This is a genomic window from Caballeronia sp. LZ003, assembly GCF_031451465.1.
In the GTDB taxonomy this organism is placed as follows: Bacteria; Pseudomonadota; Gammaproteobacteria; order Burkholderiales; family Burkholderiaceae; genus Caballeronia.
In genome coordinates, this window is record NZ_JARUXJ010000001.1 from 2,192,419 (window position 1) to 2,213,728 (window position 21,310).

Sequence of the window (21,310 nt, forward strand, 5' to 3'; positions counted from 1 at the left end):
TAACCGACGAGCGTGATGTCGTTCATGCAGCTGCCTATTGGCGATGGCAGAGATTCTTCGCCGGTCGACGAAAGCGCGGTGGCGACGTAGTCGTATTCCACGTTGTTCGGCGTGCCGCTCGATCCCGTATGCGGCGTGGCAGCGCAGACGGCCGGGGCGCTCATAGCCGACACGAAGCTGATATCGGTCAGCGCCCAATTCGCCGCGCCCAAGCGCCGCAGTTCTTTCGGCAAATAGCTTGGATGCGTGATTGTCAGCACATCGGCTGACTGCACATAGTGCAAATCGAAAATGTCCGATTCGGAATACGGTGTAGCGATCTGATAGACGCGCGCCACAGCCGCGCTGCCCGCAACACGTGTCAGATCGAGTATCGCGCCCGCGGGCGAAACAAGCTGAAAGCTTGATCCGGTTACATTGTTGGCAATGCCCCACACGGACACGTTGTTGGTCGACACGAATACCCAATCGCCCGAGGCATAGCCGTGCGCAGGCGCCGCGACGGTATTGCCCGAGACGATCGCGTTTTTCGATGTTTCAAGCAGTGTTGCGCCGCCGGTGTGAAACCGTACGTAGCCCGCGCCGAACTCAAGCACCATCGTCTGCGTCACCGAGTACGTGAACGGAATGACACGCGTGCGTTTCGTGCTGTCATAGGCTTCAAGCACGAACGAGAAGCCGGGGCGGTTTGCGGCAGGCCCGTGCGGTAACGTGATGAAGTTGCGGCACAGCGCGAGCCCCGTCTGAAACTGGTCAAGATCAACGCGCCCGAAGAGTTCAGGCGTGATCTCGCCAGCGGCGAACGAGCGCGATAGGTTACGGACGTTCGGCATTAGCGGCTCGCGATCCAAGAAGGGGTACGTTCGCTTTGTGCTCGCGAGCGTTGCCGGCTATTCGCGTCGGCTGTCTTCGCCTGCGAGATGCTGACGACGAAGGCTTTCATCATGGCTTGCCCGATTTGCATACCGGTGTCGCCCTTTATCACCGGACCGGCCAGGTATGCGGCGAGAAGCCACGCCAAAGCGTCGGTGAATTGCGCGCTGAACTTGGTCGTATCGGTGACACCGAATACGTATCGAACCTTGGCGTTTTCGAGATTCGTGTAAATAACCTGCGTACCGTCGTCAAGCGTCTCTTGCTCGTAGGGCACGGGCTCGCGCGCGGAGTTGCGCCACTGCTCGCCGCGGTTATGGTAGGTGTAATCGTCGAGCGCGTTCGGATCGATCAGGTCGACAATGTTGCGACAGTTCGCGGGTACTTGATAGACGAACTGAAAGCCGGGCGGCGCGGCGGTGGACAACAAGGCGAGATCGGCACGTTTGGTGGCGAAACCCCATTCGTGGGCTTCAAGACACACATCGCGCGCAATCGGATAGAAACGGGCGCAGTGCTCGGCCTGCGCGCTGCCTTCCGGCGGACTGATGCTCGACACGGTGGCGTCATCGCCCAAGTGCCCGAGAGCAAGATTGCAAATGTCCACGACACTAGCCATAGCGAAACCCTCAAACAAAAACAGGAGCACGACGGCTCCCGTTTCGACTCACCTATCGGCCCGTCTCAAACCAGCGGGTCGAGCTCGGGGTTAGGCTTCGAAGCACCGACCGGATTGTTGCCGGTGGTCTGAACGCCCGCGCCAGCGATGCGCTTCGTGCGCTTGCCGTCGATCTTTTCCATCCACGAATCGTGGAAGGCTTGCTCGTCAGCAATTTCGAACTCGTCGCCCGGCTCGCGATAGCTGCCGTAATACCCGGCACGAGTTGCGATAACTTTGATGCTCATACTCTGCGCTCCAAGGAGATAGCCGGGCCGAAGCCCGGCTGCGCGTTACGCGGCGCTGTAGCCCTTCGCGTAATCGACCGTACCGTTGATCGTCTGCAGATCCTTCACGAGACCGGCGGTGATCACGCCAGCGGTCATCGTGCCGACGACGGTGTACTTCAGGCCGACGTAGCGACGGAACTTGCCGTACGGCAGATCGATGCCGATCAGGCGCGCCTTCGCGGTCAAGTTTGCGAGCACCACAGCGCCGGTGTCGTAATGCACCTGGGCATTGGTCGACAGCGCGGCGTCATCCGCCGACACGAGCTGGATTTGCAGCGACGTGCCGCCCGTGAACGCGTTCGGGCCGACTTGCGCGAACAGGCTGATGTCTTCGCCGTCGCCGATACCCGAACGGGTGTTCGGCGTGTTTACCGGCAATGTGTCGATGACGTTGCTCGAATTGGCCGACGCGGTGATCGCCTGCGCATCCGAGAACAAGCTTTGTTGATCGAGAATCATGGTTGCTGCTCCTATGTTCTGTGAACAGAGCAAGCCGCCGGGGCGGCTCGCGCTCTGCGGATGCTTAGACGACGCGCGCTTCGGTGTTCAGCAGCGAATCGATCATGCGGATCGGAATGCCGAGGAAGTTCGTGGTGATCTGCCCCTGCGCTTGCTCGATGCCGAAGACGTTTTGCGACTTGTTCATCGCTTGGCGGCGTGCCATCTTGGCGATCTGGCGGTTCACGTAGAACACGGAACGACCCATGTTCTGATTCGGGATACGCGAGATCATTTCGATGAACAGATCCGGCAGGCTGATCGCCGAAGTGCCGTTCACGCCAGGGAACGTCGGGCTCGCCGTGTTGCGCAGATCGGTCGTGTTGATGTTTGCCGCGCGCACGACGTAGCGCCAATCTTTCACGGCAATACCGCAATCCCATTCCCAGCGATCTGCGAGCGCGCGGAAGCGGTTGTTGTTTGCGTCGAACGCGTCGATCTCGCCAAGATCCTGGTGTTCGAGCCCGGCCTTCGAGCCCTTCGGGAAAATACCCGTCACGGTCTGATCGCCCCAGGTCACGAGCCACACCGACGTGTTGTTCGAGCCCGTGCCGCCGCAATCAATGACGTTGTCGGCATTCGGTGCGCCCGAGATCTGACCGAAGCGCGGCGCGAGACCCGTGAAGCGTTCCGGGTTGACGGTCGTGTCGCCGTAGAACAACGTCGACGCCATCGTCTGGTTCATCGATTCGAGGAACGCGCTGGCTTCCGACAACCGGAACGATGCCGAATTGCCGTTCAGGTTTGCGGCCTTCACATCGACTTCGCTGCGTGCTTCGAGCATGCCGCAGGCTTCATCGACTTGCGCGCGGGTCGACTTGCTCGCCGGCACGCCGCCGTACATACGGCGCCAGATAACGGTCGGCAAGCCGGTGCGCACCGTCGTGCGGTGGCCCGTCGACAGATTGCCTTCCATCCACGGCATGTCGATCAGGATCTCGTTCGTCTGATTCAACAGCTCGACGACGTCGGCGGTGTTGCCGTCCGGATCGAGCGATTTCGCAACGTCGAGCAGCGTCGGGTTTTTGGTGCCAAGTACGGCCATGATTTACGCCCCTTATTTCTGGTTCGGATAGAGACGGTTTGCGATCGGGGTGTCGGCGCGGTTTTTGTTGCCGGCGCTGCCCGTTACGATGCGACCGTCCTCACTGATTGCCTTGCCGGCCTTGACCATGAACCGGACGACTTCCGGGTGATTGCCAAGACCGCTTTGATTCAACAGCGACTTCAGTTCGGGGGAACCAAACTTGTCGAGTGCCTGCTTCGCCGCGGCCAGGTTCTCGGGCAGCTGCTCGCCGCCGATCTCCTTGTCGTTTTGCGTCTGCGTGGCCCACTCGGCGGCTTGCGCTTGCGCCTGTTCGGTGAGCCTTGCCGTGAACGCTTGCGACTGCTTCGCGCCCATGTCGACGAGCTTCTGTGCGTCTTCCTGCGAAAGACCCTTCTCTTTCGCGAACGCTTTCAGTTCATCGAGCGCTTCGCCTTTGAGCGTGACGCCTTCGGGCAGCGTGAAGTCGGTGTACTCGATCGGCTTCGCCTCTTCGGCAGGCTTGTCGCCTTCCTTCGGTGCGTCGCCTTCTGCTGGCTTCGCCGCGCCGTCGAGCAGCGTAGCGCCGTCCGTCGGTTGCGTTGCCGGGGTCGCTGCTTGGGGTTCCGGTGCGTGCGCGGAGCTTGCCGCGTCGCTGGCCGTACTTGCCGTGTCCGTCTGGCCTTCAGTGATGGGGTCAGCCATTTGGTTTTTCCTTTACCTTCGCTTCGTTCGCCATCTGCGCGTAGAGCTCGGCGCCGTTATCGATCGTGTGGATCTGGGCGGTCAGCCTTAGCGCAATGCTGCGTTTCCCTTCGTTGAAAATCGACCAGTTCGTGTTGCCGTTGAAAGACTGCTGGTACAGCCCTGCGTCGCCGAGCAGGCGCCACATCAATCGACGGCCACGTTTGCTGCTCATGAGCCAGCGAATATCTTCAAGTTCGACCGCCGCATCGAAGCGCGACTGCTCGCGCTGCGTTGCTCGCTGTTCTTCGATCGCGTTGAGATCGGTCGGGTTGAAGTCGTCGCTCATGTTGTGCGCGAATATACGGGCGGCTATCTGCGGTATGTGCGCGTCAGCCGTATAGGCGGTTCGCAATGTCGTTGGTCGAGCGCGGCGCGTCACCCGTATCGAGATCCATGTCGGTGATCTGCAGCGACATGCTCTTGTCCGTGCCGTCCTGATTCTGGTATTGGCTGGTTGAGCAGACTTCGACGCGCGCCGTCAACATGAAGACAGCGCCGACAGGCGACAGATCGGTGATGCCGAGCTTGGCAAGCACATCGTCGTCGAGACAGATCGTCAAGCCGTACGGGTATTCGGGCGCATCGCTTGGAGCTGCGAGCATCGTTTCAGCCTTGGCTTCAGCCGGCGTGAGTTTCATCGAGATCATGTTTGCCCCTTAACTAGCGAGCTTGTACCAAAGCTTCTTGTCGGCACGGAATTGATAGATGCCGCTGCCGCCCGCAAGCAGGCTTGTGAGCAAGCCTTGCAGCAAGCCGCCCGATTCGACGTTCGTGGTCACGGTCGTGATCGCGTTCTGCGGCAAGATGCGCACGCTCTGCCCGTCCTGCACGCCGGTGATCGGAAAGACCAGCGTGATCGCCAGAAGCAACGACGTGTTGTTGATGCAAAGATTGATCGGTGTTCCTGCGTCGGCTGCAGTGACGGGTACGTTCACCGTCATGCCCGACGTTGGGTTGTCGATATCCCGCCAGATCACACCTTTGGAGTAGGCCATTATTCGATCGTCCAGTAGCCGAGCGCCTTGCTGTACGCGAACGTCAGCGCGTTGTCTTGCGCAATCGCCTTCGTGCTCGGGCCAGTGCGGCCGGGGTAGTTGACGGTCACGGTTCCCGCACCGACGTTCACGATCACGTGCGTCTCGTCGTCGGCTGCGTTCGTCGTCAGCACCACGGTACTCGCGCTGGCGTTGTTCACGCGCGTGCGGTATGGGCTCGCGCTCGTGATGGTGGTCGATGCAGCCGTCGAGAGTTGACCGTTCATCTTCGCGACGCCGGCCTGCGCGTACGCGAGAACATCGGATGCGGCCACGTGCACGAGCTGACCGTCTTGCCGTACACGGAATGTGTCGGTGTCGCTTACGGCTCGGGTGGATTGCTGTGGCTGCATGTCTCGCCCCCTACTGCGAATATCCGGTCAGGTTGTTCATGACGTCAGACAGCACGTTGCTGCCACCACCTTGCGTCGGTGCCTGCGCGGCCGTCTTCGCTGTCTCGGCGGCTTGCTGTGCTTGCGCTGCGGCGGCTTGCTGTGCTTGCGCTGCGGCGGCTTGCTGTGCTTGCGCCTTCGCGCGCTGCTGGCGCGACTGATCGCGCTGATCGGGGTCGACACTGATCGCAGGGTCAACGCCCTGCGCATCGGCGTAGGTTTCGTACCAGCCGTCCGGATCGAAGTTGTCGAGCACGGTCGGCTGCTGCTGCGCGTTGATCTGCAACGTCGCAATGCCGCCGAGCGCCATCGTGAACTTGTCGATCGCGTTGGTACCGATCTGCTTTTGCGCCTGCGCGAGAATCGAGATGAACTCGACCTGCAGTGACATACCTTCGAGCTCGGGTGGCGGTGGCGGCAGCAAGCCCGCTTCGGCCAGGATGTCGAACGCCGCGTCGACCAGCGGCTTAAGCAGCTCGTCGTGCAGGCGCTCGATCACCGGTCCGAGCATCAGCATCTTTTCTTCGTGCAGCTCGGCGACTTCCGTCGCGGTCATGTTCGCGTTGACGTTGTTCGCGAGCATGAGAAACAGGTCTTCGTAGAACGCGCTCTTGATCCGTGCCCGGACATCGTTGATGTCTTCGAGCAAGTAGTCGAGACGAAGATTGACCTCGTACGCCGTGCGAATGCCGCCACTCGGCTGTGCGCTGTCCACGTACGAGACGCCGCCCGGTAGCGTGTCGAGATCGTGATTCTTCATCGACGTCGGCACTTGAAGCGCGGGGTTCGTCATCTTGTCGATGGCCTGACCCTTGCGCAGCTGCTCGTGCTGTAGCTGGCGGATGTCGCCAAGCGCGTCGCTGCCCGGTCCGCTGCCGTAGATATCGCCGCCGAAGGTCGACCAGCGCGGCGCGACGACGCGGAACTTGCGGAAGCCAGACACCGACAGCTCGGCGTTATCGCCGCCCGTGACGGCCTGGCCGGTGGTCTGCTGCGAGTCGGCCGAGCCGCCAAGTTCGAGATAGGTCGACGTCCAGGCCATGTTGCGCGCGTCCGACTTGCTCGGGTCGCGGTCTTCGTTCGGCTCGATGCAATGAATGACCGTGCGCCACACGTCGAGATTGCCCTTGTCGTACATGCGGCGTGTGTTGTCGCTGCACTTCTCGTATCCGAATTTCTTCACGAGTTGCGCGACTGTCAGCTGGAATTCGCGGTACAGCGTGTCGACTTCGCCCTTGTCGTTCGTCGATATCGCATATTCGCCGGCGGTCAGCGGGTACATCCGGATCACGTCGTTGTAATCCTGCATGATGATCGACGTCGCCGTGCCGAACGCGCCGATTTCCTCGTACATCGAATGCAGCGAGCGATACACGTTCGAGCGATTGAAGACGTCGAGAATCAGCTTCGTGACTTCGGCGCACCAGAGCTTCACGGCCTGTTTCTTGTTCAGGTCGCGATACGGTGTTTTCAGCGAGATCCACGGGCGCGCGGGCGACGTGGCACCGGCCATCAGTCCGGCGCCGAGCACGCGCAGCGACTTAGTCGCGGTCGAGTCGAAGATCTTCTGATTGCGCCGATTGCCGCGGTTACGGTCTTCGACGAAGAAGCGTCCGGCGCGCGGCAGCAGCACTTCACTGATCTCGCGCCATTCGCGCATCCATGACGAGCGCTCGTTTTTGAGCGCGACCCAACGCTGCAGATGCAATTCCTTGCGCGTCTTGATGGGCTTTGCGTTGCCGCCCGTCTGACTCGGCTTATCGGCCTGCGGATTCTCGGCGGTGTCGTCAGCGAGTAGCGTGCGCGCCATTACGAGCCCAGAAGCGTGTTGCCGCCGAGCCCGGTCAGCCCGCCGAGATTGAGCGAAGAGTTTGAAACGCCGCCCGCACCGGTCAGCAGCGTGGAAGCGGGTCCGCTGTTCACGCCTGCGGTTGCCGCGCCGCTAGTTGCGCTCACTCCGGACGTGTCGGCGGCTGTCGCTTTCTGCGCGGTGCCCGCTGCGGCCTTTGCTTTATCGGCGTCGCCTCGTGCGTCGGCGGCCGCTTGGTTCTGTTGAACGTGCGCCGCGACCGCCGTGCCGGCACTCAGTGCTAAGCCGGCAATACCGATGGCGATCGGGTTGCACATGGCGAGTTCCTTTTATCCGTATGGGTTGTGCTCGCCGCGGCGCGCGGTCGGGCGCTGATATGCGTACGGATCGTATTCGTCACGATGGGCGGTATGTGCGCGTAAGTCGGCGATCTTCGGTGTGTCGATCAGCGCCAGGATGTAGGCCGATGCGTGATCAGGCGATCGCCCGATGCGCTTCACGATGTCGTCGCGTGACTCGACTTGCACGGTCTTGCCCTGCACGCGCCAGCGCGGCGCGCAGAGATCGGCAAGCAACTCGGGTTCAGACGGCAGCGCAATGCCGTTGTTCGCTGCCGGATCGAGCGCCTCGCGCATGCGCCACCAAAGCTCGGTGCGCAGGTTGAAGAAGCGGAGCTGGCCGGACTTGTCGACGCCGCGCGCGGCTTCCGACACGTTCACGCCGATTGCAGGCAGGCGCGCGTTGTTCAGGAAGTCGTATGGCGAGCTGCCCACGCCGATCACGTCGATGTGCATCGGCGCGTTGTCGCGGGTCGCTGCGATCACGTATCCGGCCACGGTCGGGCCGTCCGGTGTTGCCGTGCCGGCGTAGCAGATCGCCTTGTCGAACCACATGCCGTGCCGACGTGCGATCACGGTTTTGTCGCGCCCGCCGCGCGCCACGTCCACGCCGACCGAGTCCATCGGCGGCTTGACGTTCGGTTCTTTCCATCGCGCCATTGCCGCGTCGACCCAAGCCGTGGGGATCAGCTGCATGGCGTCGTCTTCCATGCCCGCTTCGAAAGAGCCGTAAAGCATTTGCGACCTCAGAGGTTCGGGCAGCGCTTGGAGCTGCGACACGTAGTTCGTGCCCACCAGGTGCGGGTTATCGGTCACGCGCGACGGAATGAACGTGCGCGAGCGCGGGTGCACCATCTCGCCGTTGTGCTCGAATGGCTCGGGGCCTGCGACTTCCACATCGCGCACGTCACTGCCTTGCACGAGCGTGGCGAACCAGCGCAGCTCACCAGGTGCGGCGCGCTTGCCCGGGTATTTGCGATCGAGCCACGGTGCGAAGAACGCGATCAGCCATCTGCCCTCGGCACTCGACGGCGGGTTGAACGTTAGTAGCGTTTGACACTTTTGCGTCGGGTCGGTCGTCCGGTTCCACGCCATCAGGAAGCGAATCTGGAACTCGGGGATCTCGGCGGCTTCGTCGTAGATGATCAGATCGTGCGGCCGGCCGCGGTACTTCTGCTCGTCGCCCATGTTCGGCACTGAGCCGAACTCGACTTGCACTTTCGGCAGGCGCCAGATCGCATCCTTCGAGCTCCATCCATCACGATTGCCGAGCAACTCGGCCATGCGATCAACCATGCCGACGTGCTCAGTACCGTTTTTCCGCACCACGATGCACTTGCGATGCTGCGTGAGTGCCTTGCCAATCGCGAGATCGGTCTTGCCACCGCCAGCTGCGCCGCCGAATCCGATGACGTCAGCATCCGAGCCGTAGGCGATCGATTGCGGTCCCGGCAAGGGTTCCCATAGGGGCGGCTCGTACGAAGCCAGCAGCGCGTCGAATTCAGCCCTTTCCGCGTCCGTCATGTACGGGCGCAGGGCTTCGTAATCGGCGGGGGTCATACGAGATCGCTGCCGTCGTCTTCGGCTCTGCGTTTCGCGGCTGCGGCCGCTATCGCCGCCATCTTCGACTGACGCTGTTCGGGCGTCAGGTTAAGCGATTCGCCGGCGCTCGTGAGATCGAGCTTATCGCCGTACTTCTTCGGCGCTAGTTTGGACATCGCCCACTTGCGGGCATCGACGCGCAAGCGCGAGCGGGCAATCCACTCGCTATTCGGCATGTCCCGATCTTCGCCGTGGATCGTGTCGCGGCTCGAATCGTCTGAGATCGTGATGATCTCGTCGAGATAGTGCTCGGCTTGATCTTCTCGCGCACGTGCGTATTGCTGGCGGAAGTCTTCACGTTCGCGCAGCCACCGGTACACCGTGGTTTGATCGGGCATCGAATCCAGATCGCAAATCGTGCGCAGCGAGTCGCCTAGCGCAATTCGCTTGCAAATTTCTGCAGCCAGATCGGGGGTGTAAGTGCTGTGTGCCATGCGCCGCATGTTGCGCGATGCCTGACGCGATATGTGCGAATCACACCGGCCTGAACTTCACCGGCATCTGCGTGCGACGGCGGTAATTCACGATCTTGTCGACCAGGCTCACCGAGACTTCGAACTTCTCGGCAATGTCTCGCTGCGACATTCCGCCTTCCCGAAGCTGCCGCATCAGCTCGACATCACGGTCCGACAACTTGGCGTGTTGGTGGTCCTGCCCCACGCGCAAACCCTTTTCATTCACGCCGACTAATCGCTTGTTCATTCGGCACCTCAACGTGCAATTTTTTACCGTTACCGACGTAACCGACCGTAACCATCTTTTTTCTATTCCCTTCTAAAACGCCCTACTATTCACACGCGTAATTATTAAAGTAGTTGGTTACGTTGGTTACGGTGGTTGCATCGCTTACTGGATAAGGCTTTCAGGCGTAACCAACTGCGCTAGGCAGGTGGTTACGGTGGTATCAGTCGGGCTTTTCCCACACCCTTGTGGGCTTACCGTTCACCCGACGCAGACCCCGCACGAAGCCGAGAGCTTGCAAAACTCTGCCAATTCGTTGTTCTTCGCGCTTTCCAATCTGTTTTGCGTCCATGCGCAGCGCACCGACTAGAACTTCGTGAACCTGCAAGAATTCGCGTTTTCCTGGCGTGTCGTCTTCACCGTCGAATTCTTCCGGTGTTTCGAGCCACGTTTGAACGATCGGCGCCCACGGATCACTGATCTTGTGCTCGGCATGGACGTCCGCGGCCAGCTTCTCGGCGTCTTGCCAATCGATGCCTGCAAGCTCGAAAACGTCGCGCGCTTCGGCCCAAAGCTGCAGGCAGTCACGCGCGATTGCGGCGACGTCACACCGCCCGACGCGGATCGGCAACCAGCGCCGCTCCCCCGTCTCGTCGGCCAGAAACTCTTCCTGATTGGTGGTGCCGAAGAAGAGAAAGCGCCGAGCGAACTGCGTGCTGAACTCCTTGAACTTCGGAACCCAATTCTCGTGAGTGCGGCTGATGAACGCCTTGATCGACTCCGAATCACGGGTGTGCAGCCCGCGCAGCTCGCCAAGTTCAAGCACGAGTCGGCCGCGCATCACGCGCGACGCGTCTGCATCCCGGTCGGCCAGGTTCAATTCGGTGTAGAAGTCAACGGCCGGGGAGATGGCCTTGACCGAGCGCGTCTTGCCCGCACCCTGCCCACCGATGAACACCGGCACCATCGGCGCTTCGCAGCCCGGCGCCAGCACGCGACCCGCGAGCGCGGTCCACATATAACGAGACACCGCACGTGTGTAGGGTGTGTCGGGCACGCTCATGTATTGGTGCAGGAACGTTTCGATGCGCGCGACGCCATCGTGCTCGAGCGTCTCGATCCACTCGACGGCGCTGTCGAAGCGGTGGTCGTCAGCAACGAGCCACACCGCGTCGCGCATCATCTCTTTGGAAAGCTTCTTGAACCCGATTTGCTCAAGCCGGATCTGCAACCGGGTGTAGTCGGCGTCCGTCAGCGTGCGCCATTCGCCACTGCCGGCCTGCGCGAGCATGATCTCAGCGCGGAATTCGTCAAAGCGGATGTCGACGCCCACTTCGTTCGGGTTTTCGAGCCCGATTACAACGTTCTCGATCACCGCGAGGATGTCACCCTGACCGTTGCGCCGATACGACGGACGCTTCGGGCTCGGCTTCTCGCCAGGCGCGAGCGGCACGATCTCGAAGTCATCTTCGAGCGATTCTTGCCACCCGTGCTCGCGCGCCATATGCAAGATCGTGCGACCGGTGATCGCGCCGCGCTCGCCGTCGTGCCCGTGCTTGATATGCGGCCAAACGCGCTCGTCAAGGAACGTCGGGTCGTACTTGCTCGAACGTGCCGAGAACTCGTGCGCGAGCGCAAGACCATCATCGCTGCCGTCTGTGGCGTGGTGCAGCGCGAACATCACGTTGCGCCACTCGTCGTAATCGAGCTCGTCATCGCCCGAGTTCGGGATCGCGGCGAGCGCTTCGCGCAGCTGCGCGAGCTCGACGGGCATCTCACCCACGACGGGCGCGGCGGCGGCTTCGCGCTCGATCATCGGTACCGGATCGGATATCGTCCAATCGATATCGGCGGCGTATTCCTTCGGCATGTCTTCGAGCTCGAACGTATCGAGCGGCACCGACTTGCCCGCGAGCGGCAGCACGAACATGTTGCCCCACTTGTCGGCGGGTACGCTGTTCTGCTTCGGGAAACATTCGATCTGCCCCGCCGACACGCCCTTCACACCGTCAGTGAAGCCGCACGTCTCGATGGCTTCGCGAGGCGCGACGCGCACGCTGTACGCGTCTTGCGGCGCGTCCCATAACATATAGATGTGAATGCCGTTGCCGCCCGACGACCGAAACGGAATGCCACGCAAGCCTGTCTCGGCAAGCGCATCGAGAACGCGCTGCGTGACCGCCTGCATCTCGCTCCACGGCGTCTCGCCCTTATGTGAATCGAGATCGAGCAACGCGATACGCGTCACGCTCGCACCGGGCTCGATCTGCGCCGCGCCGTACGCTGGCCCACCGTTCACGTGATGCGCAAGCTTGGCCGGTGTCAGCGCCTGGCGGATGTGCGACAGATCGCCGTCACGCTTCACCCAACAGTGCGACGTGACCACACGCGAGACGATCGGCGCGAGCGCGTCGACGAGAATTTGCTTATTCACGTTGTTCCCCAGGCACCACAGTTACGCGCGTCGGCGCACAAAGCGGAAACTTGAGCGAACAATTGCTCTAAACCGTCGCAAACGCCCGTCGTTATTGACTGCATCGCAGTTTCCTCAGACAAAAAGTTCCCCGCCCTCGTAAGTCTTTGCTTTACAAGGGTTTTGCGTTAAGCTACTTTTGGATCGTGTTAGGTGATACCTGACACGTCTACAGGTAACCCGTCAGTCGGGTTCGGATAGAGATTCGGTGCGAGCGCATGGGGCGTGTGTTTCCAGCCCGTGAGCTCGGCCAGACGGACTACGCGACCGGCCGGCACTTCGTCTTTGTAGACCCAGTTATAGACGGAGATGCGATCGATCCCGAATGCCCGGGCCACAGCCACGGCGCCGCCCGCTTCGAGGATTGCGTTCTTGATGATGGACAAGCGAACTCCGTCGCGGTTAGTCAATACACAACATATGTTAGGCGTCGTGTTGGGTGCCGTCAATCAACATTTTGGGGATTTGCTATGGTCAACACAGAAGAACAAACGATGGGGGATCGAATACGCGAGCTGCGCAAAGCTCGTGGGCTGACTCTGCAGGCAGTAGGCGACCGATTTGGGATCAATAGATCATCTGTCTCGGCTTGGGAATCTGGCAGTAGCAGACCGGACTTTGAGAAACTTCCAGAGTTAGCAGATTTACTACAGACAACCGTCGACTATCTGCTCACCGGCAAAGAAACTATAGATGTCGAACACATCCTGCCAGCATCCAAGGTCGCTAAGCTCAATGAGGGCGTGCGCAAGCAAATACGTGAGACAGAAGCCAAGTTGGCTTCCATGAATTGGCGCAACCACATTGTTCATCACCAGACGACCGATCTAGGCCCGGGTGCCCTCAGGGGCACGAGCTATGCATTGCCAAGCTTGTTACGTGACGTCGCTGCTCTAGCTGGCGGTATCGAAAATGACGATCTTCGCCATGAATTAATGGACCGTTTGGCCAAGCTCCGCGTGCAGTTTGACGGTCGCATTCCCCTACTGCGGTGGCGTGATGCCGGATATTGGATCGTTGACGACCCCGATGATGAGAACGCAGCGATGGAGCGGTACAGGAACAGCCCCTTGTACGATCCAGACCGGGTCGCATTTCGAGGTATCCGAACTGGCGGTAGATTAATGCTTCCGAAAAACGTATCAGCGAATGTTTTCGGATACAGCACCCTGCGCAACGACCTGAGGGAAGACGCAATCCGATGCCCCTTCCCGTGTAACCCTGGCACCTTTGCGTTGTCCATCGAGAGTGATGAGTTCTACGACCCTGAAGGGGGCTTGCTCACTATCCGTGAAGGCGACACGATTGCCGTAGATCCAGCTCAGACCGTCCAAGAGATGGATGTCGTTGTCATTAGGCATATGGCTACAAACACCTCGTCGTTACGCTTGTTCATGACCAGCATGGAAGGGCGACCGACTCTATACGCGATGAATTCTGAACGCAGTATCACCGACGACATCGACATGCTCGACAATCCAGAGATCATTGTTGTGGGGCGCGTGCTTGGAATGTGGCGCCAGTTTTGAGACCGTAACTTCCTGATTTCAAACGATACCCGCCCAAGCGCGGGTATTTTTTCGTCTTGGATGTTGTGTAACGCTTGACACGCGTTTCCTGCTGGCATACATTTCGATCCATGCCGTAGGGCATTGACTAACAACGGCTAACACGAACCGGAGCTGCCATGCATCCCTTCCTGCTTATCCTCGCCGCCGTCTGGATCGTGGTCGCGGTCACGGCTGTCGCCATCGTGAAGTGCGGCGACGTGTACGACACCGCGTTCGACATCGATCTGTCGTAACCACGTCGCTTTTTTCGCTCACATTTTCAACGTACCTGTTAGGAGTACTCATGTCGCTCGAAGCCGCACTCACTGAGAATACCGCCGTCATGCGCGAGCTGATCGCCGCACTCACCGCTGCTGGCGCCCTGCAAACCGCACAGGCCAGCGCGCAAGCCGCCTCCTCACCCGCCGTGAAAGCGGTCGTCAAGGCGCAGAAGGAACTGCAGGACAACACCGCAAAAAAGTCGACTGCGGAGAACAGGCAGGCGGCTGCGGAGCCGACCGATTCCCCGTCTGGCGAACAGTTGACGCCGGCCCAAGCAAACGAATCCGCGCCTGCGGGTGACGCTGAGCCTGGCTCGCTGCCGTGGGCTGAAAAGACCGCCGAGCTGTACGCGAAGCTCAAGGATCTCGACCCGAACTTCGCGAACATGAAAGACGCCGTGCTCGGTATTAATCGCCTGGTCGGTCGCGAGCAAGCCGAAGCCGTGCTCGGTCGCTTCGGCGCGCAGGCGATCACGGCGAAGGCCGACAAGAAAGGGCTCGACGAGAAGCAATACCCGGCCGTGTATCAGATGTGCCTCGGCGTGCTCGCCGGCCACATCGACGCCACGGCTTCGATGGAGTAAGCCGCGATGCGACTGACTAACCTTGACCGCGACGCCTTCGTGCGCGCCGTTCTCGACGACGTGCCGAACGTCGATTACCACGAAGCCGCTCGCGTCGCGGTGCAAAAGTGGGCGATCGACCATCTCCCGCCGAAGCTGAAAGCTGTTTATAAAGAACATAGCCACTGGTTTAAGACCGACTACTTGTGGCAATTGCCTCGCCCGCTCTCGCGCGTCTCTGTTGTCTCGTTCGACGACGAGGAGACGATTAAACACATGAAGGCCGACTCGGCCTTCTGGGAATCGATCGAGAAGATGGCGCGTGATGCTGACGCACAGATCAAGGCGCGCGACGCGCTGCAGTCAAAGATCCGTGCGGTCATCTATTCGTGCAACACCGTCGAGCAGGCACACGATCGACTGCCCGAGTTCGCGTCTTACTTGAAGGCAACGACGCCCGCACAGGATCGTTCGGTGCCTGTTGTCGCAAATCTTGTGTCGGATCTCGTTGCCGCTGGCTGGCCGAAAGGCAAGAAGCCCGCGACGCGTAAGGCTGCGGTGCAGAAATGAGCACGCAAACCGAAGAACGCACGCACGCGCTCCTGTCGCCGTCGTCGGCCTACACCTGGATCAGCTGCAAGGCGTCCACCGCCGCGCAGCTCGGCCAGCCCGACGACAGCAGCGAGTACGCCGACGAAGGCACGGCCGCGCACGAGCTCGCGAAGTGGTGTCTCGACGCTTCGGCTGACACCACGGCTTACATGGGCCGGATCATCAAGGTCGGAGAACGCGAGTTCGAAGTCGATGAAGAGATGGCCGACGCGGTGCAGCTCTATGTCGACGGCGTGCGCGATCGCATCGCAGCGTACCTGCTGGCTGGCGCCAAGGTCGAAGCGTTGTTCGAGCAGCGCCTGTCGATCGAGCACATTACGGGCGAGAAAGGCGCGAAAGGCACGAGCGACTGTGTGCTGATCGCGACCTGGCCGGATCGTGCCGAGATCTGCGTCGGCGACCTGAAGTTCGGCCGCGGCGTCGCGGTGGTTGCCGAAAACAACTACCAAGGAATGATGTACGCCGGCGCGGCATACGAGGAACACAGCGCGTTCCACGACTTCGACGCAGTCACGATCTTCATTCACCAGCCGCGCATAGCCGAGAAGCCGAGCGAGTGGACGCTAACGCCCGACGAGTTGCTGACGTGGATTGCCGAAACCGCAAAGCCTGCGGCCGAGCAAGCGATGCTCTACGTCGAGTCGGTCGACTTCGTGCCGCTCGCGCTGTCGGACTTCAACCCCGGCGAGAAGCAGTGCAAGTTCTGCAAGGCGAAGGCTGTCTGCCCGGCGCTCGCGGCGCATGTCGAGCAATCGATCGGAGCTGACTTCGAAGCTTTGGCCCAAGCCGAGACAACGTCGTTCGATGTCGAATTGCTCGGAAACGATCGCCTCGGGATCATTTACGAGTCGCTCGATCTGATTGACGGCTGGATGAAGGCTGTGCGCGGGCGCATTGAAGCCGAGTTGCTCACCGGTCACGCCGTGCCCGGCGTGAAGCTTGTACAAGGCCGGCGCGGCGCACGCAAGTGGTCTGACACGAACGAGGCAGAAGCACTGCTGAAGTCCATGCGGCTGAAGCAGGACGAAATGTACACGTTCAAGGTGATCAGTCCAACGCAAGCCGAGAAGCTACTCGCGAAGGAATCGCCACGCCGCTGGAAGAAAGCCGAAGCGCTCGTCACGCAGGCCGACGGCAAGCCGTCCGTCGCGCCCGAGTCTGACGCCCGGCCCGCGCTTGTGATTGCGCCGCCCGCTGATGACTTCGAAGCCGTCACCGTGGAAGACGACGGGGGCGATCTCGTATGAACGCACGCACCTACCCTACCCCGACGCAGCCTAGTGTAATCAGCGCGCTATTGCCGCCCGAGGCGCGCGAGATCTTGGCGCGGGCGGCGAATGAAGCGAAAGGCATTACCGGCGAAGCAGCGCGCACGGCCCACATCGAAGCAGCCATTGCGCGTGTCCGTTTTTATTACCCGAGATTCTTTAAATAAGAGGTTTTCCAAATGATCGTTCAACTCCAATCCGCACGTTTGTCGTTCCCCGACCTGTTCGAAGCCGTGCAGTTCGAAGGTCAAGGCCCGTTCGCGTATCGCGGCGCGTTCCTTCAGACCGAAGACACGCCCGTCATGCTCAAGCAAGCCGACGGCAGCTGGAAGAAAACAACGATGCAGAAGGTCATCGAGGAAGTTGCGAAAGAAAAGTGGAAGGACAAGGCCGCGGCCGTCCTGAAGTCGCTTGCAAATAACCCGCAGAAGTGCTGCTGGTACGACGGGGATCTGAAGTCTTACGACGGCTACGAAGGCAACTTCGTTCTGTCCGCATCGCGCCCGCAATACAAGGGCCGTCCGATCGTGATCGATCGCGACAAGTCGCCGCTGACGGTTGCCGACGGCAAGCCGTACGCAGGCTGCTATGTGAACGGCACGGTCGAAGTTTGGGCGCAGGACAACAAGTACGGCAAGGGCATCCGCGCGACGCTGCGCGGCGTGCAGTTCGTGAAAGACGGTGACGCCTTCAGCGCAGGCACGCCGGTGGACGAAGACGAATTCGATTCCATCGACGCGCCGCAGACCGAAGACGACTTGGCATAACAGGAAGCATCGGCCGGCGTTCGAGCGCCGGTCAACTCCTCCACCTTGCAAGGAACATACCCCATCATGGCTAAGATCAAAGCTAAATCCACGGGCGACGTCTTCGAAGCCCCGGCCGTCGACTTCGCAAACGAAGCCGACTTCGAGATCGTCGACGACTCGACGCCTGTCACGATCGACGCGCCGCCGGCGCCCGACTCGGGAAACGCATCGACCGATGGCGCTGCGTCGGTCACGGCGCCGTCGGTTACGTCTGGCACGACCGCGTCTTCGACCGATACGTCGTCAGCGACCGATACGGACCCGTTGGCAACCCCACCGGCATCCAGCGGCGCGGCGTCTACGCTTCTGGGATCGGACGCTGACGCAGCCCCTTTGGCCGATGGTGGAACCACCGCAGCGGGCGACCCTGTCGTCAACGACCCGACCACGCCCGCCACCACGATTCCGACGACCACCACGCCGGTCGCGGAAGATCCGACGGTACCCGGTGACGGCACCGCAGCGTCGGCCACCGAACCCCCGGCGCCGGATGCCGGCACCGATCAAGACGTCACTTACGGCGCGCAGAAACCGAACGTGGGAAACGTCGATACCCCGGCGGATGCCGATGCATCCACCGGGGACGCGGAACCTGCCCCGTCCGTACCTGCCCCTGTCGCTGACTCGGCCGCAGCTGACGCCAGCACGCCGCTCGATCCGACGACGCCTCCCGTCACCGACTCGGTGAGCAACTCGCCCACGGGTGGCCCGACGGCTGGCAGCGGCTCGACGCTCAATGCAAAGAGCAAGCACATCGTCGCCGACCAGCTCGAAAACGACACGCTGTACGCGGTCGGGCAGATCGTCAACGTGAGCGATGAACTGAAGCATGCGGCCGACGCGTTCTTCGACCAGGTGCGCTCGCGCATCGACGTCGAAGCTGCAGACGCGCAGTAAGGCATTGCGCCCTGCGTCCCCGCGCAGGGTGTTTTGGGGTGGTGTGTTTGCTTGGCGGTAAGCACGCCACTCCAAAGCAACGACTTCTCGGGGCGATCTATCCGAGCCGCGCCCGGCAGCGCGGCGCCAACGCCTTTACTCGCTAACTGCACGCCGCCCGTATGGACGCTATTCACGGCTGCAGGGTGCGCAAACCGCGATCGCTTAAACCATAGGGCGGAAAGTTCAGGCACTGCCGTTTCGGACTACTTATTAGGGAATTGAAATGAAACACATTGTTCGCGCAGCTGGCACCGACACCGTGCTTCAAGAAGCACCGACGTTCCGCGCCGCTTGTAAATGGTTGCTCGAAGTGCAAGACCGCTTAGTCGGCGAAGTCTTCGAGATCTGCAGCCAAAAAGCCCCGACGAAGCGCATGACGTTTGCGCCCGTCGTCGAAGCGGTGTTCGAGCTCGACGGCGCAGACCTTATTTAGTCAAATCTCAATGGCGTGACGAGCAGGAAGTCGGCCTCGTTCGGGTGCAAGGCGAGTTGGACAGCAACGAGTTTGATCAAAAGGTGATTCAACTCATCAGCGGTCGGTGTCGGAGTCATCAACGTACTGACAGCAGAATTGCTGATCTTTGCATTCTTGATCTTGCCGCCTACTTCATATTTAAGCCGAACCCAGTCGCCTGTCGTCTTCTCGTCGTCCAGCCACGCCCTTGTCACATTGGCCATCACATCACCCGATAGAAGTTGGGACCACAGTATGCCGCAAAGCACGGAACAAGCATGAAACTCTGGCTCGATCTCGAAACCTACAGCCTGACACCGCTGCGCAGCGGCACGCACATCTATGCCGAGCCCGCCGAGATCATGCTCGTGACGTACGCCGTTGACGACGGCGAAGTCTACGAGTGGGATCGCACTGCGGGCGACGCGATGCCGATGGATCTCGACGAAGCGCTCGACGATGCGGACGAACTCTGGTGGCAGAACGGCAACATGTTCGATTACACGCTGCTGCGCAACGCCGCGCCCGAGCTGCTCGCGCGCATGCCGCTGTCGAAGTGGCGCGACACGATGCTGCAAGCGTACGAGCATAGTCTGCCCGGCAAGCTTGATCTTCTCTGTCAGATCTTCAAGATCCCGCTCGACCAGTCAAAAGACAAGCGCGGCTCGGCGCTGATCCAGTTGTTCTGCAAGCCACGCCGTGACGGCTCGCGCGCCACGCGCCTGACACACCCGACAGAGTGGGCAGAGTTCGTCGAGTATGCGAAGTCGGACATCCGCGCGATGCGCGCAGTGCACGCGAAGATGCCGAAGTGGAACTACCCGAACAACAAGACCGAACTTGCGCTGTCGCACCTTGACGTGCAGATCAACCAGCGCGGTATGCAAATGGATGTCGAGCTTGCCCGCGCCGCAGTGCAGACCATCGATCGCGCGCAGAAAGATCTTGCATCGCGCACTGTTGATCTCACCGACGGCGAAGTCACGAAGGCCACGCAACGCGACAAGCTGCTCAAGCATCTGCTTGCCGAGTACGATGTCGACCTCCCGGATCTGAAGAAGTCGACGCTTGAGCGCCGGATCAACGATCCCGATCTGCCCGACGTGCTGCGCGAGCTGCTCGCGATACGGCTCGAAGCGACGATGACGAGCTCGTCGAAGTACAAGACATTGCTGCGCGGTGTGTCGCACGATGGCCGGCTGCGCGGCTTGCAGCAGTTCTGCGGCGCAAACCGCACCGGCCGTGTCGCGCATCGCCTGTATCAGCCGGGCAACATGCCGCGCCCGAACGTCGGCCTGATGGCGCGCGAGCTCGGCGTCGCGAAGCTCGAAGATGAAGACAAGCTGCGCTACACGGCGATGGGCATCGACGCGCTGAAGTCAGGCTGTGCCGATCTCATTTTCGAAAACGTGATGGGACTCACGTCGAACATCGTGCGCGGCTCGATCATCGCGCCCGAGGGTAAGAAGCTCGTCGTCTCGGACTTGTCGAACATCGAAGGTCGCGTCGCGGCATTCCTCGCAGGGGAGCAGTGGAAGCTCGACGCATTCCGCGCGTACGACGCCGGCACCGGCGCCGACCTGTACAAGCTCGCGTACGCGAAATCGTTCGGTGTCACTGTCGGCGACGTCGACAAAGAGAAGCGCCAGCTTGGGAAGGTGCAGGAACTGGCGCTTGGCTACGAGGGCGGCGTCGGCGCGTTCGTCACATTCACGATGACGTACAAGATGGAGCTCGACGACGTCGCCGCGGCTGTGTTCAAGGCGATCGATATCGTTGACCCTGAGATCGTGCGCGAAGCGCGCGGCGCCTGGCAGTGGGCCAGCAAAAAGAAGCGCACGCTCGGGCTCGAAGAACACGTCTACGTCGCGTGCGACATCCTGAAGCGCGGCTGGCGTCACGCGCACTCGGCGATCTCCGCGTTCTGGCCGGCGCTTAAAGACGGCGCGGTCCAGGCGATCTGCTCACCGGGCACGACGGTGCGCATCGGCACGATCATCATGCGCCGCGACGGTCAGTGGCTGCGCGTGCAGATGCCGAGCGGCCGGCAGCTCTGTTACATCGCGCCGCAAGTCGACGACTCGGGCGGCATCTCGTACATGGGCGTGAATCAGTACACACGCAAATGGCAGCGCGTCAAAACCTACGGCGGCAAGATCTTCGAAAACCTTTGCCAAGCCGTCGCGCGCGACATCCTGTTTTACAACATGCCGCTTGTCGAAGACGCCGGATACGAGATCGTGCTGTCGATTCACGACGAACTGATCACCGAGGCACCCGCGCGCGAAGAATTCAGCGACCGCCATCTTTCCGAGCTGATCTCGACCGTGCCCGAGTGGGCGCAAGGCATTCCGCTGTCTGCCGGCGGCTTCGAAGCAACACGCTACAGAAAGGACTAAAAAGTTCTTGTTAGG

At 61.0% G+C, this 21,310-nt stretch carries 26 protein-coding genes and 1 pseudogene; 9 read left to right on the forward strand and 18 right to left on the reverse strand.

Annotated features, from left to right (window positions below):
- Nucleotides 1-536: 536 nt before the first annotated feature.
- The 17 genes and pseudogenes from QCE79_RS09750 to QCE79_RS09830 form a co-directional block, all read right to left on the reverse strand.
- Nucleotides 537-833, reverse strand: a pseudogene (locus QCE79_RS09750) (hypothetical protein); the annotation flags it as partial.
- The gene (locus QCE79_RS09755; RefSeq protein WP_309843758.1) at nucleotides 833-1,492 is read right to left on the reverse strand and encodes a hypothetical protein; all 660 of its coding nucleotides are present in this window, start codon (nucleotides 1,490-1,492) and stop codon (nucleotides 833-835) included. The pseudogene QCE79_RS09750 and the gene QCE79_RS09755, both read right to left, overlap by 1 nt.
- A gap of 65 nt (nucleotides 1,493-1,557) precedes the next feature.
- Entirely contained in the window at nucleotides 1,558-1,779 is a 222-nt protein-coding gene (locus QCE79_RS09760; RefSeq protein ID WP_309843759.1) for a hypothetical protein, read from the reverse strand.
- A gap of 45 nt (nucleotides 1,780-1,824) precedes the next feature.
- Entirely contained in the window at nucleotides 1,825-2,280 is a 456-nt protein-coding gene (locus QCE79_RS09765) for a Bbp16 family capsid cement protein (protein ID WP_309843762.1), read from the reverse strand.
- A gap of 64 nt (nucleotides 2,281-2,344) precedes the next feature.
- Entirely contained in the window at nucleotides 2,345-3,364 is a 1,020-nt protein-coding gene (locus QCE79_RS09770; RefSeq protein WP_309843765.1) for a major capsid protein, read from the reverse strand.
- Between the two features lie 12 nt (nucleotides 3,365-3,376).
- Nucleotides 3,377-4,048, reverse strand: a complete 672-nt coding sequence (locus tag QCE79_RS09775) for a hypothetical protein (RefSeq protein WP_309843767.1) — start codon at nucleotides 4,046-4,048, stop codon at nucleotides 3,377-3,379.
- The gene (locus QCE79_RS09780; protein WP_309843769.1) at nucleotides 4,041-4,376 is read right to left on the reverse strand and encodes an endopeptidase; all 336 of its coding nucleotides are present in this window, start codon (nucleotides 4,374-4,376) and stop codon (nucleotides 4,041-4,043) included. Before QCE79_RS09780 ends, QCE79_RS09775 begins: the two co-directional genes overlap by 8 nt.
- A 43-nt stretch (nucleotides 4,377-4,419) precedes the next feature.
- Nucleotides 4,420-4,737 carry a capsid staple protein gene (gp10, locus tag QCE79_RS09785; RefSeq protein ID WP_309843771.1) on the reverse strand — a complete coding sequence of 106 codons (318 nt, stop codon included), beginning with the start codon at nucleotides 4,735-4,737 and terminating at the stop codon, nucleotides 4,420-4,422.
- 9 nt (nucleotides 4,738-4,746) lie between these two features.
- Complete coding sequence (locus QCE79_RS09790) at nucleotides 4,747-5,085, reverse strand: hypothetical protein (RefSeq protein WP_309843773.1); 339 nt, start codon at nucleotides 5,083-5,085, stop codon at nucleotides 4,747-4,749.
- A complete protein-coding gene (locus QCE79_RS09795) occupies nucleotides 5,085-5,477 on the reverse strand; it encodes a hypothetical protein (RefSeq protein ID WP_309843775.1) in 393 nt (130 codons plus the stop codon). Before QCE79_RS09795 ends, QCE79_RS09790 begins: the two co-directional genes overlap by 1 nt.
- Before the next feature lie 10 nt (nucleotides 5,478-5,487).
- Nucleotides 5,488-7,326 carry a portal protein gene (locus QCE79_RS09800; RefSeq protein WP_309843777.1) on the reverse strand — a complete coding sequence of 613 codons (1,839 nt, stop codon included), beginning with the start codon at nucleotides 7,324-7,326 and terminating at the stop codon, nucleotides 5,488-5,490.
- The gene (locus QCE79_RS09805; RefSeq protein ID WP_309843780.1) at nucleotides 7,326-7,643 is read right to left on the reverse strand and encodes a hypothetical protein; all 318 of its coding nucleotides are present in this window, start codon (nucleotides 7,641-7,643) and stop codon (nucleotides 7,326-7,328) included. Before QCE79_RS09805 ends, QCE79_RS09800 begins: the two co-directional genes overlap by 1 nt.
- Before the next feature lie 12 nt (nucleotides 7,644-7,655).
- The gene (locus QCE79_RS09810; protein WP_309843784.1) at nucleotides 7,656-9,224 is read right to left on the reverse strand and encodes a terminase family protein; all 1,569 of its coding nucleotides are present in this window, start codon (nucleotides 9,222-9,224) and stop codon (nucleotides 7,656-7,658) included.
- A complete protein-coding gene (locus tag QCE79_RS09815) occupies nucleotides 9,221-9,700 on the reverse strand; it encodes a terminase small subunit protein (RefSeq protein ID WP_309843786.1) in 480 nt (159 codons plus the stop codon). The genes QCE79_RS09810 and QCE79_RS09815 overlap by 4 nt, the downstream gene beginning before the upstream one ends.
- A gap of 40 nt (nucleotides 9,701-9,740) precedes the next feature.
- Complete coding sequence (locus QCE79_RS09820; protein WP_309843788.1) at nucleotides 9,741-9,968, reverse strand: helix-turn-helix domain-containing protein; 228 nt, start codon at nucleotides 9,966-9,968, stop codon at nucleotides 9,741-9,743.
- A gap of 202 nt (nucleotides 9,969-10,170) precedes the next feature.
- On the reverse strand, nucleotides 10,171-12,381 hold the full coding sequence (locus QCE79_RS09825) for a VapE domain-containing protein (RefSeq protein ID WP_309843791.1): 2,211 nt from the start codon (nucleotides 12,379-12,381) through the stop codon (nucleotides 10,171-10,173).
- A 188-nt stretch (nucleotides 12,382-12,569) separates the two neighbouring features.
- Complete coding sequence (locus QCE79_RS09830) at nucleotides 12,570-12,806, reverse strand: YdaS family helix-turn-helix protein (protein WP_309843794.1); 237 nt, start codon at nucleotides 12,804-12,806, stop codon at nucleotides 12,570-12,572.
- 84 nt (nucleotides 12,807-12,890) lie between these two features.
- Between QCE79_RS09830 and QCE79_RS09835 the strand changes: the two genes are divergently transcribed.
- From QCE79_RS09835 to QCE79_RS09870, 8 genes are all read left to right on the forward strand, one after another.
- Nucleotides 12,891-13,949 (forward strand): helix-turn-helix domain-containing protein, encoded by a 1,059-nt coding sequence (locus tag QCE79_RS09835; protein ID WP_309843797.1) that lies wholly within the window; start codon nucleotides 12,891-12,893, stop codon nucleotides 13,947-13,949.
- A 325-nt stretch (nucleotides 13,950-14,274) separates the two neighbouring features.
- Nucleotides 14,275-14,835, forward strand: a complete 561-nt coding sequence (locus tag QCE79_RS09840) for a hypothetical protein (RefSeq protein WP_309843799.1) — start codon at nucleotides 14,275-14,277, stop codon at nucleotides 14,833-14,835.
- Between the two features lie 39 nt (nucleotides 14,836-14,874).
- Nucleotides 14,875-15,384, forward strand: a complete 510-nt coding sequence (locus tag QCE79_RS09845; RefSeq protein WP_404989334.1) for an Nmad5 family putative nucleotide modification protein — start codon at nucleotides 14,875-14,877, stop codon at nucleotides 15,382-15,384.
- Nucleotides 15,381-16,673, forward strand: coding sequence for a DUF2800 domain-containing protein (locus tag QCE79_RS09850; protein ID WP_309843804.1), 1,293 nt, complete (start codon nucleotides 15,381-15,383; stop codon nucleotides 16,671-16,673). The genes QCE79_RS09845 and QCE79_RS09850 overlap by 4 nt, the downstream gene beginning before the upstream one ends.
- Nucleotides 16,670-16,861 carry a hypothetical protein gene (locus tag QCE79_RS09855; protein ID WP_309843807.1) on the forward strand — a complete coding sequence of 64 codons (192 nt, stop codon included), beginning with the start codon at nucleotides 16,670-16,672 and terminating at the stop codon, nucleotides 16,859-16,861. The genes QCE79_RS09850 and QCE79_RS09855 overlap by 4 nt, the downstream gene beginning before the upstream one ends.
- Nucleotides 16,862-16,873: 12 nt before the next feature.
- Entirely contained in the window at nucleotides 16,874-17,461 is a 588-nt protein-coding gene (locus QCE79_RS09860; protein WP_309843810.1) for an ssDNA-binding protein, read from the forward strand.
- Nucleotides 17,462-17,527: 66 nt separating this feature from the next.
- A complete protein-coding gene (locus QCE79_RS09865) occupies nucleotides 17,528-18,400 on the forward strand; it encodes a hypothetical protein (protein WP_309843813.1) in 873 nt (290 codons plus the stop codon).
- Between the two features lie 265 nt (nucleotides 18,401-18,665).
- On the forward strand, nucleotides 18,666-18,875 hold the full coding sequence (locus tag QCE79_RS09870) for a hypothetical protein (RefSeq protein ID WP_309843815.1): 210 nt from the start codon (nucleotides 18,666-18,668) through the stop codon (nucleotides 18,873-18,875).
- Here the strand turns inward: QCE79_RS09870 and QCE79_RS09875 are convergent.
- Complete coding sequence (locus QCE79_RS09875) at nucleotides 18,872-19,120, reverse strand: hypothetical protein (RefSeq protein ID WP_309843818.1); 249 nt, start codon at nucleotides 19,118-19,120, stop codon at nucleotides 18,872-18,874. The genes QCE79_RS09870 and QCE79_RS09875 overlap by 4 nt on opposite strands.
- Before the next feature lie 54 nt (nucleotides 19,121-19,174).
- Here QCE79_RS09875 and QCE79_RS09880 point away from each other — a divergent pair, with 54 nt between their 5' ends.
- Nucleotides 19,175-21,295 carry a DNA polymerase I gene (locus tag QCE79_RS09880; protein WP_309843820.1) on the forward strand — a complete coding sequence of 707 codons (2,121 nt, stop codon included), beginning with the start codon at nucleotides 19,175-19,177 and terminating at the stop codon, nucleotides 21,293-21,295.
- The last annotated feature ends 15 nt before the right edge of the window (nucleotides 21,296-21,310 follow it).

Coding starts and splice junctions, on each gene's coding strand:
- QCE79_RS09755 (WP_309843758.1), bottom strand. CDS start 1,492: ATGGCTAGTGTCGTGGACATTTGCAATCTTGCTCTCGGGCACTTGGGC.
- QCE79_RS09760 (WP_309843759.1), bottom strand. CDS start 1,779: ATGAGCATCAAAGTTATCGCAACTCGTGCCGGGTATTACGGCAGCTAT.
- QCE79_RS09765 (WP_309843762.1), bottom strand. CDS start 2,280: ATGATTCTCGATCAACAAAGCTTGTTCTCGGATGCGCAGGCGATCACC.
- QCE79_RS09770 (WP_309843765.1), bottom strand. CDS start 3,364: ATGGCCGTACTTGGCACCAAAAACCCGACGCTGCTCGACGTTGCGAAA.
- QCE79_RS09775 (WP_309843767.1), bottom strand. CDS start 4,048: ATGGCTGACCCCATCACTGAAGGCCAGACGGACACGGCAAGTACGGCC.
- QCE79_RS09780 (WP_309843769.1), bottom strand. CDS start 4,376: ATGAGCGACGACTTCAACCCGACCGATCTCAACGCGATCGAAGAACAG.
- gp10 (WP_309843771.1), bottom strand. CDS start 4,737: ATGATCTCGATGAAACTCACGCCGGCTGAAGCCAAGGCTGAAACGATG.
- QCE79_RS09790 (WP_309843773.1), bottom strand. CDS start 5,085: ATGGCCTACTCCAAAGGTGTGATCTGGCGGGATATCGACAACCCAACG.
- QCE79_RS09795 (WP_309843775.1), bottom strand. CDS start 5,477: ATGCAGCCACAGCAATCCACCCGAGCCGTAAGCGACACCGACACATTC.
- QCE79_RS09800 (WP_309843777.1), bottom strand. CDS start 7,326: ATGGCGCGCACGCTACTCGCTGACGACACCGCCGAGAATCCGCAGGCC.
- QCE79_RS09805 (WP_309843780.1), bottom strand. CDS start 7,643: ATGTGCAACCCGATCGCCATCGGTATTGCCGGCTTAGCACTGAGTGCC.
- QCE79_RS09810 (WP_309843784.1), bottom strand. CDS start 9,224: ATGACCCCCGCCGATTACGAAGCCCTGCGCCCGTACATGACGGACGCG.
- QCE79_RS09815 (WP_309843786.1), bottom strand. CDS start 9,700: ATGGCACACAGCACTTACACCCCCGATCTGGCTGCAGAAATTTGCAAG.
- QCE79_RS09820 (WP_309843788.1), bottom strand. CDS start 9,968: ATGAACAAGCGATTAGTCGGCGTGAATGAAAAGGGTTTGCGCGTGGGG.
- QCE79_RS09835 (WP_309843797.1), top strand. CDS start 12,891: ATGGTCAACACAGAAGAACAAACGATGGGGGATCGAATACGCGAGCTG.
- QCE79_RS09840 (WP_309843799.1), top strand. CDS start 14,275: ATGTCGCTCGAAGCCGCACTCACTGAGAATACCGCCGTCATGCGCGAG.
- QCE79_RS09850 (WP_309843804.1), top strand. CDS start 15,381: ATGAGCACGCAAACCGAAGAACGCACGCACGCGCTCCTGTCGCCGTCG.
- QCE79_RS09855 (WP_309843807.1), top strand. CDS start 16,670: ATGAACGCACGCACCTACCCTACCCCGACGCAGCCTAGTGTAATCAGC.
- QCE79_RS09860 (WP_309843810.1), top strand. CDS start 16,874: ATGATCGTTCAACTCCAATCCGCACGTTTGTCGTTCCCCGACCTGTTC.
- QCE79_RS09865 (WP_309843813.1), top strand. CDS start 17,528: ATGGCTAAGATCAAAGCTAAATCCACGGGCGACGTCTTCGAAGCCCCG.
- QCE79_RS09870 (WP_309843815.1), top strand. CDS start 18,666: ATGAAACACATTGTTCGCGCAGCTGGCACCGACACCGTGCTTCAAGAA.
- QCE79_RS09875 (WP_309843818.1), bottom strand. CDS start 19,120: ATGGCCAATGTGACAAGGGCGTGGCTGGACGACGAGAAGACGACAGGC.
- QCE79_RS09880 (WP_309843820.1), top strand. CDS start 19,175: ATGAAACTCTGGCTCGATCTCGAAACCTACAGCCTGACACCGCTGCGC.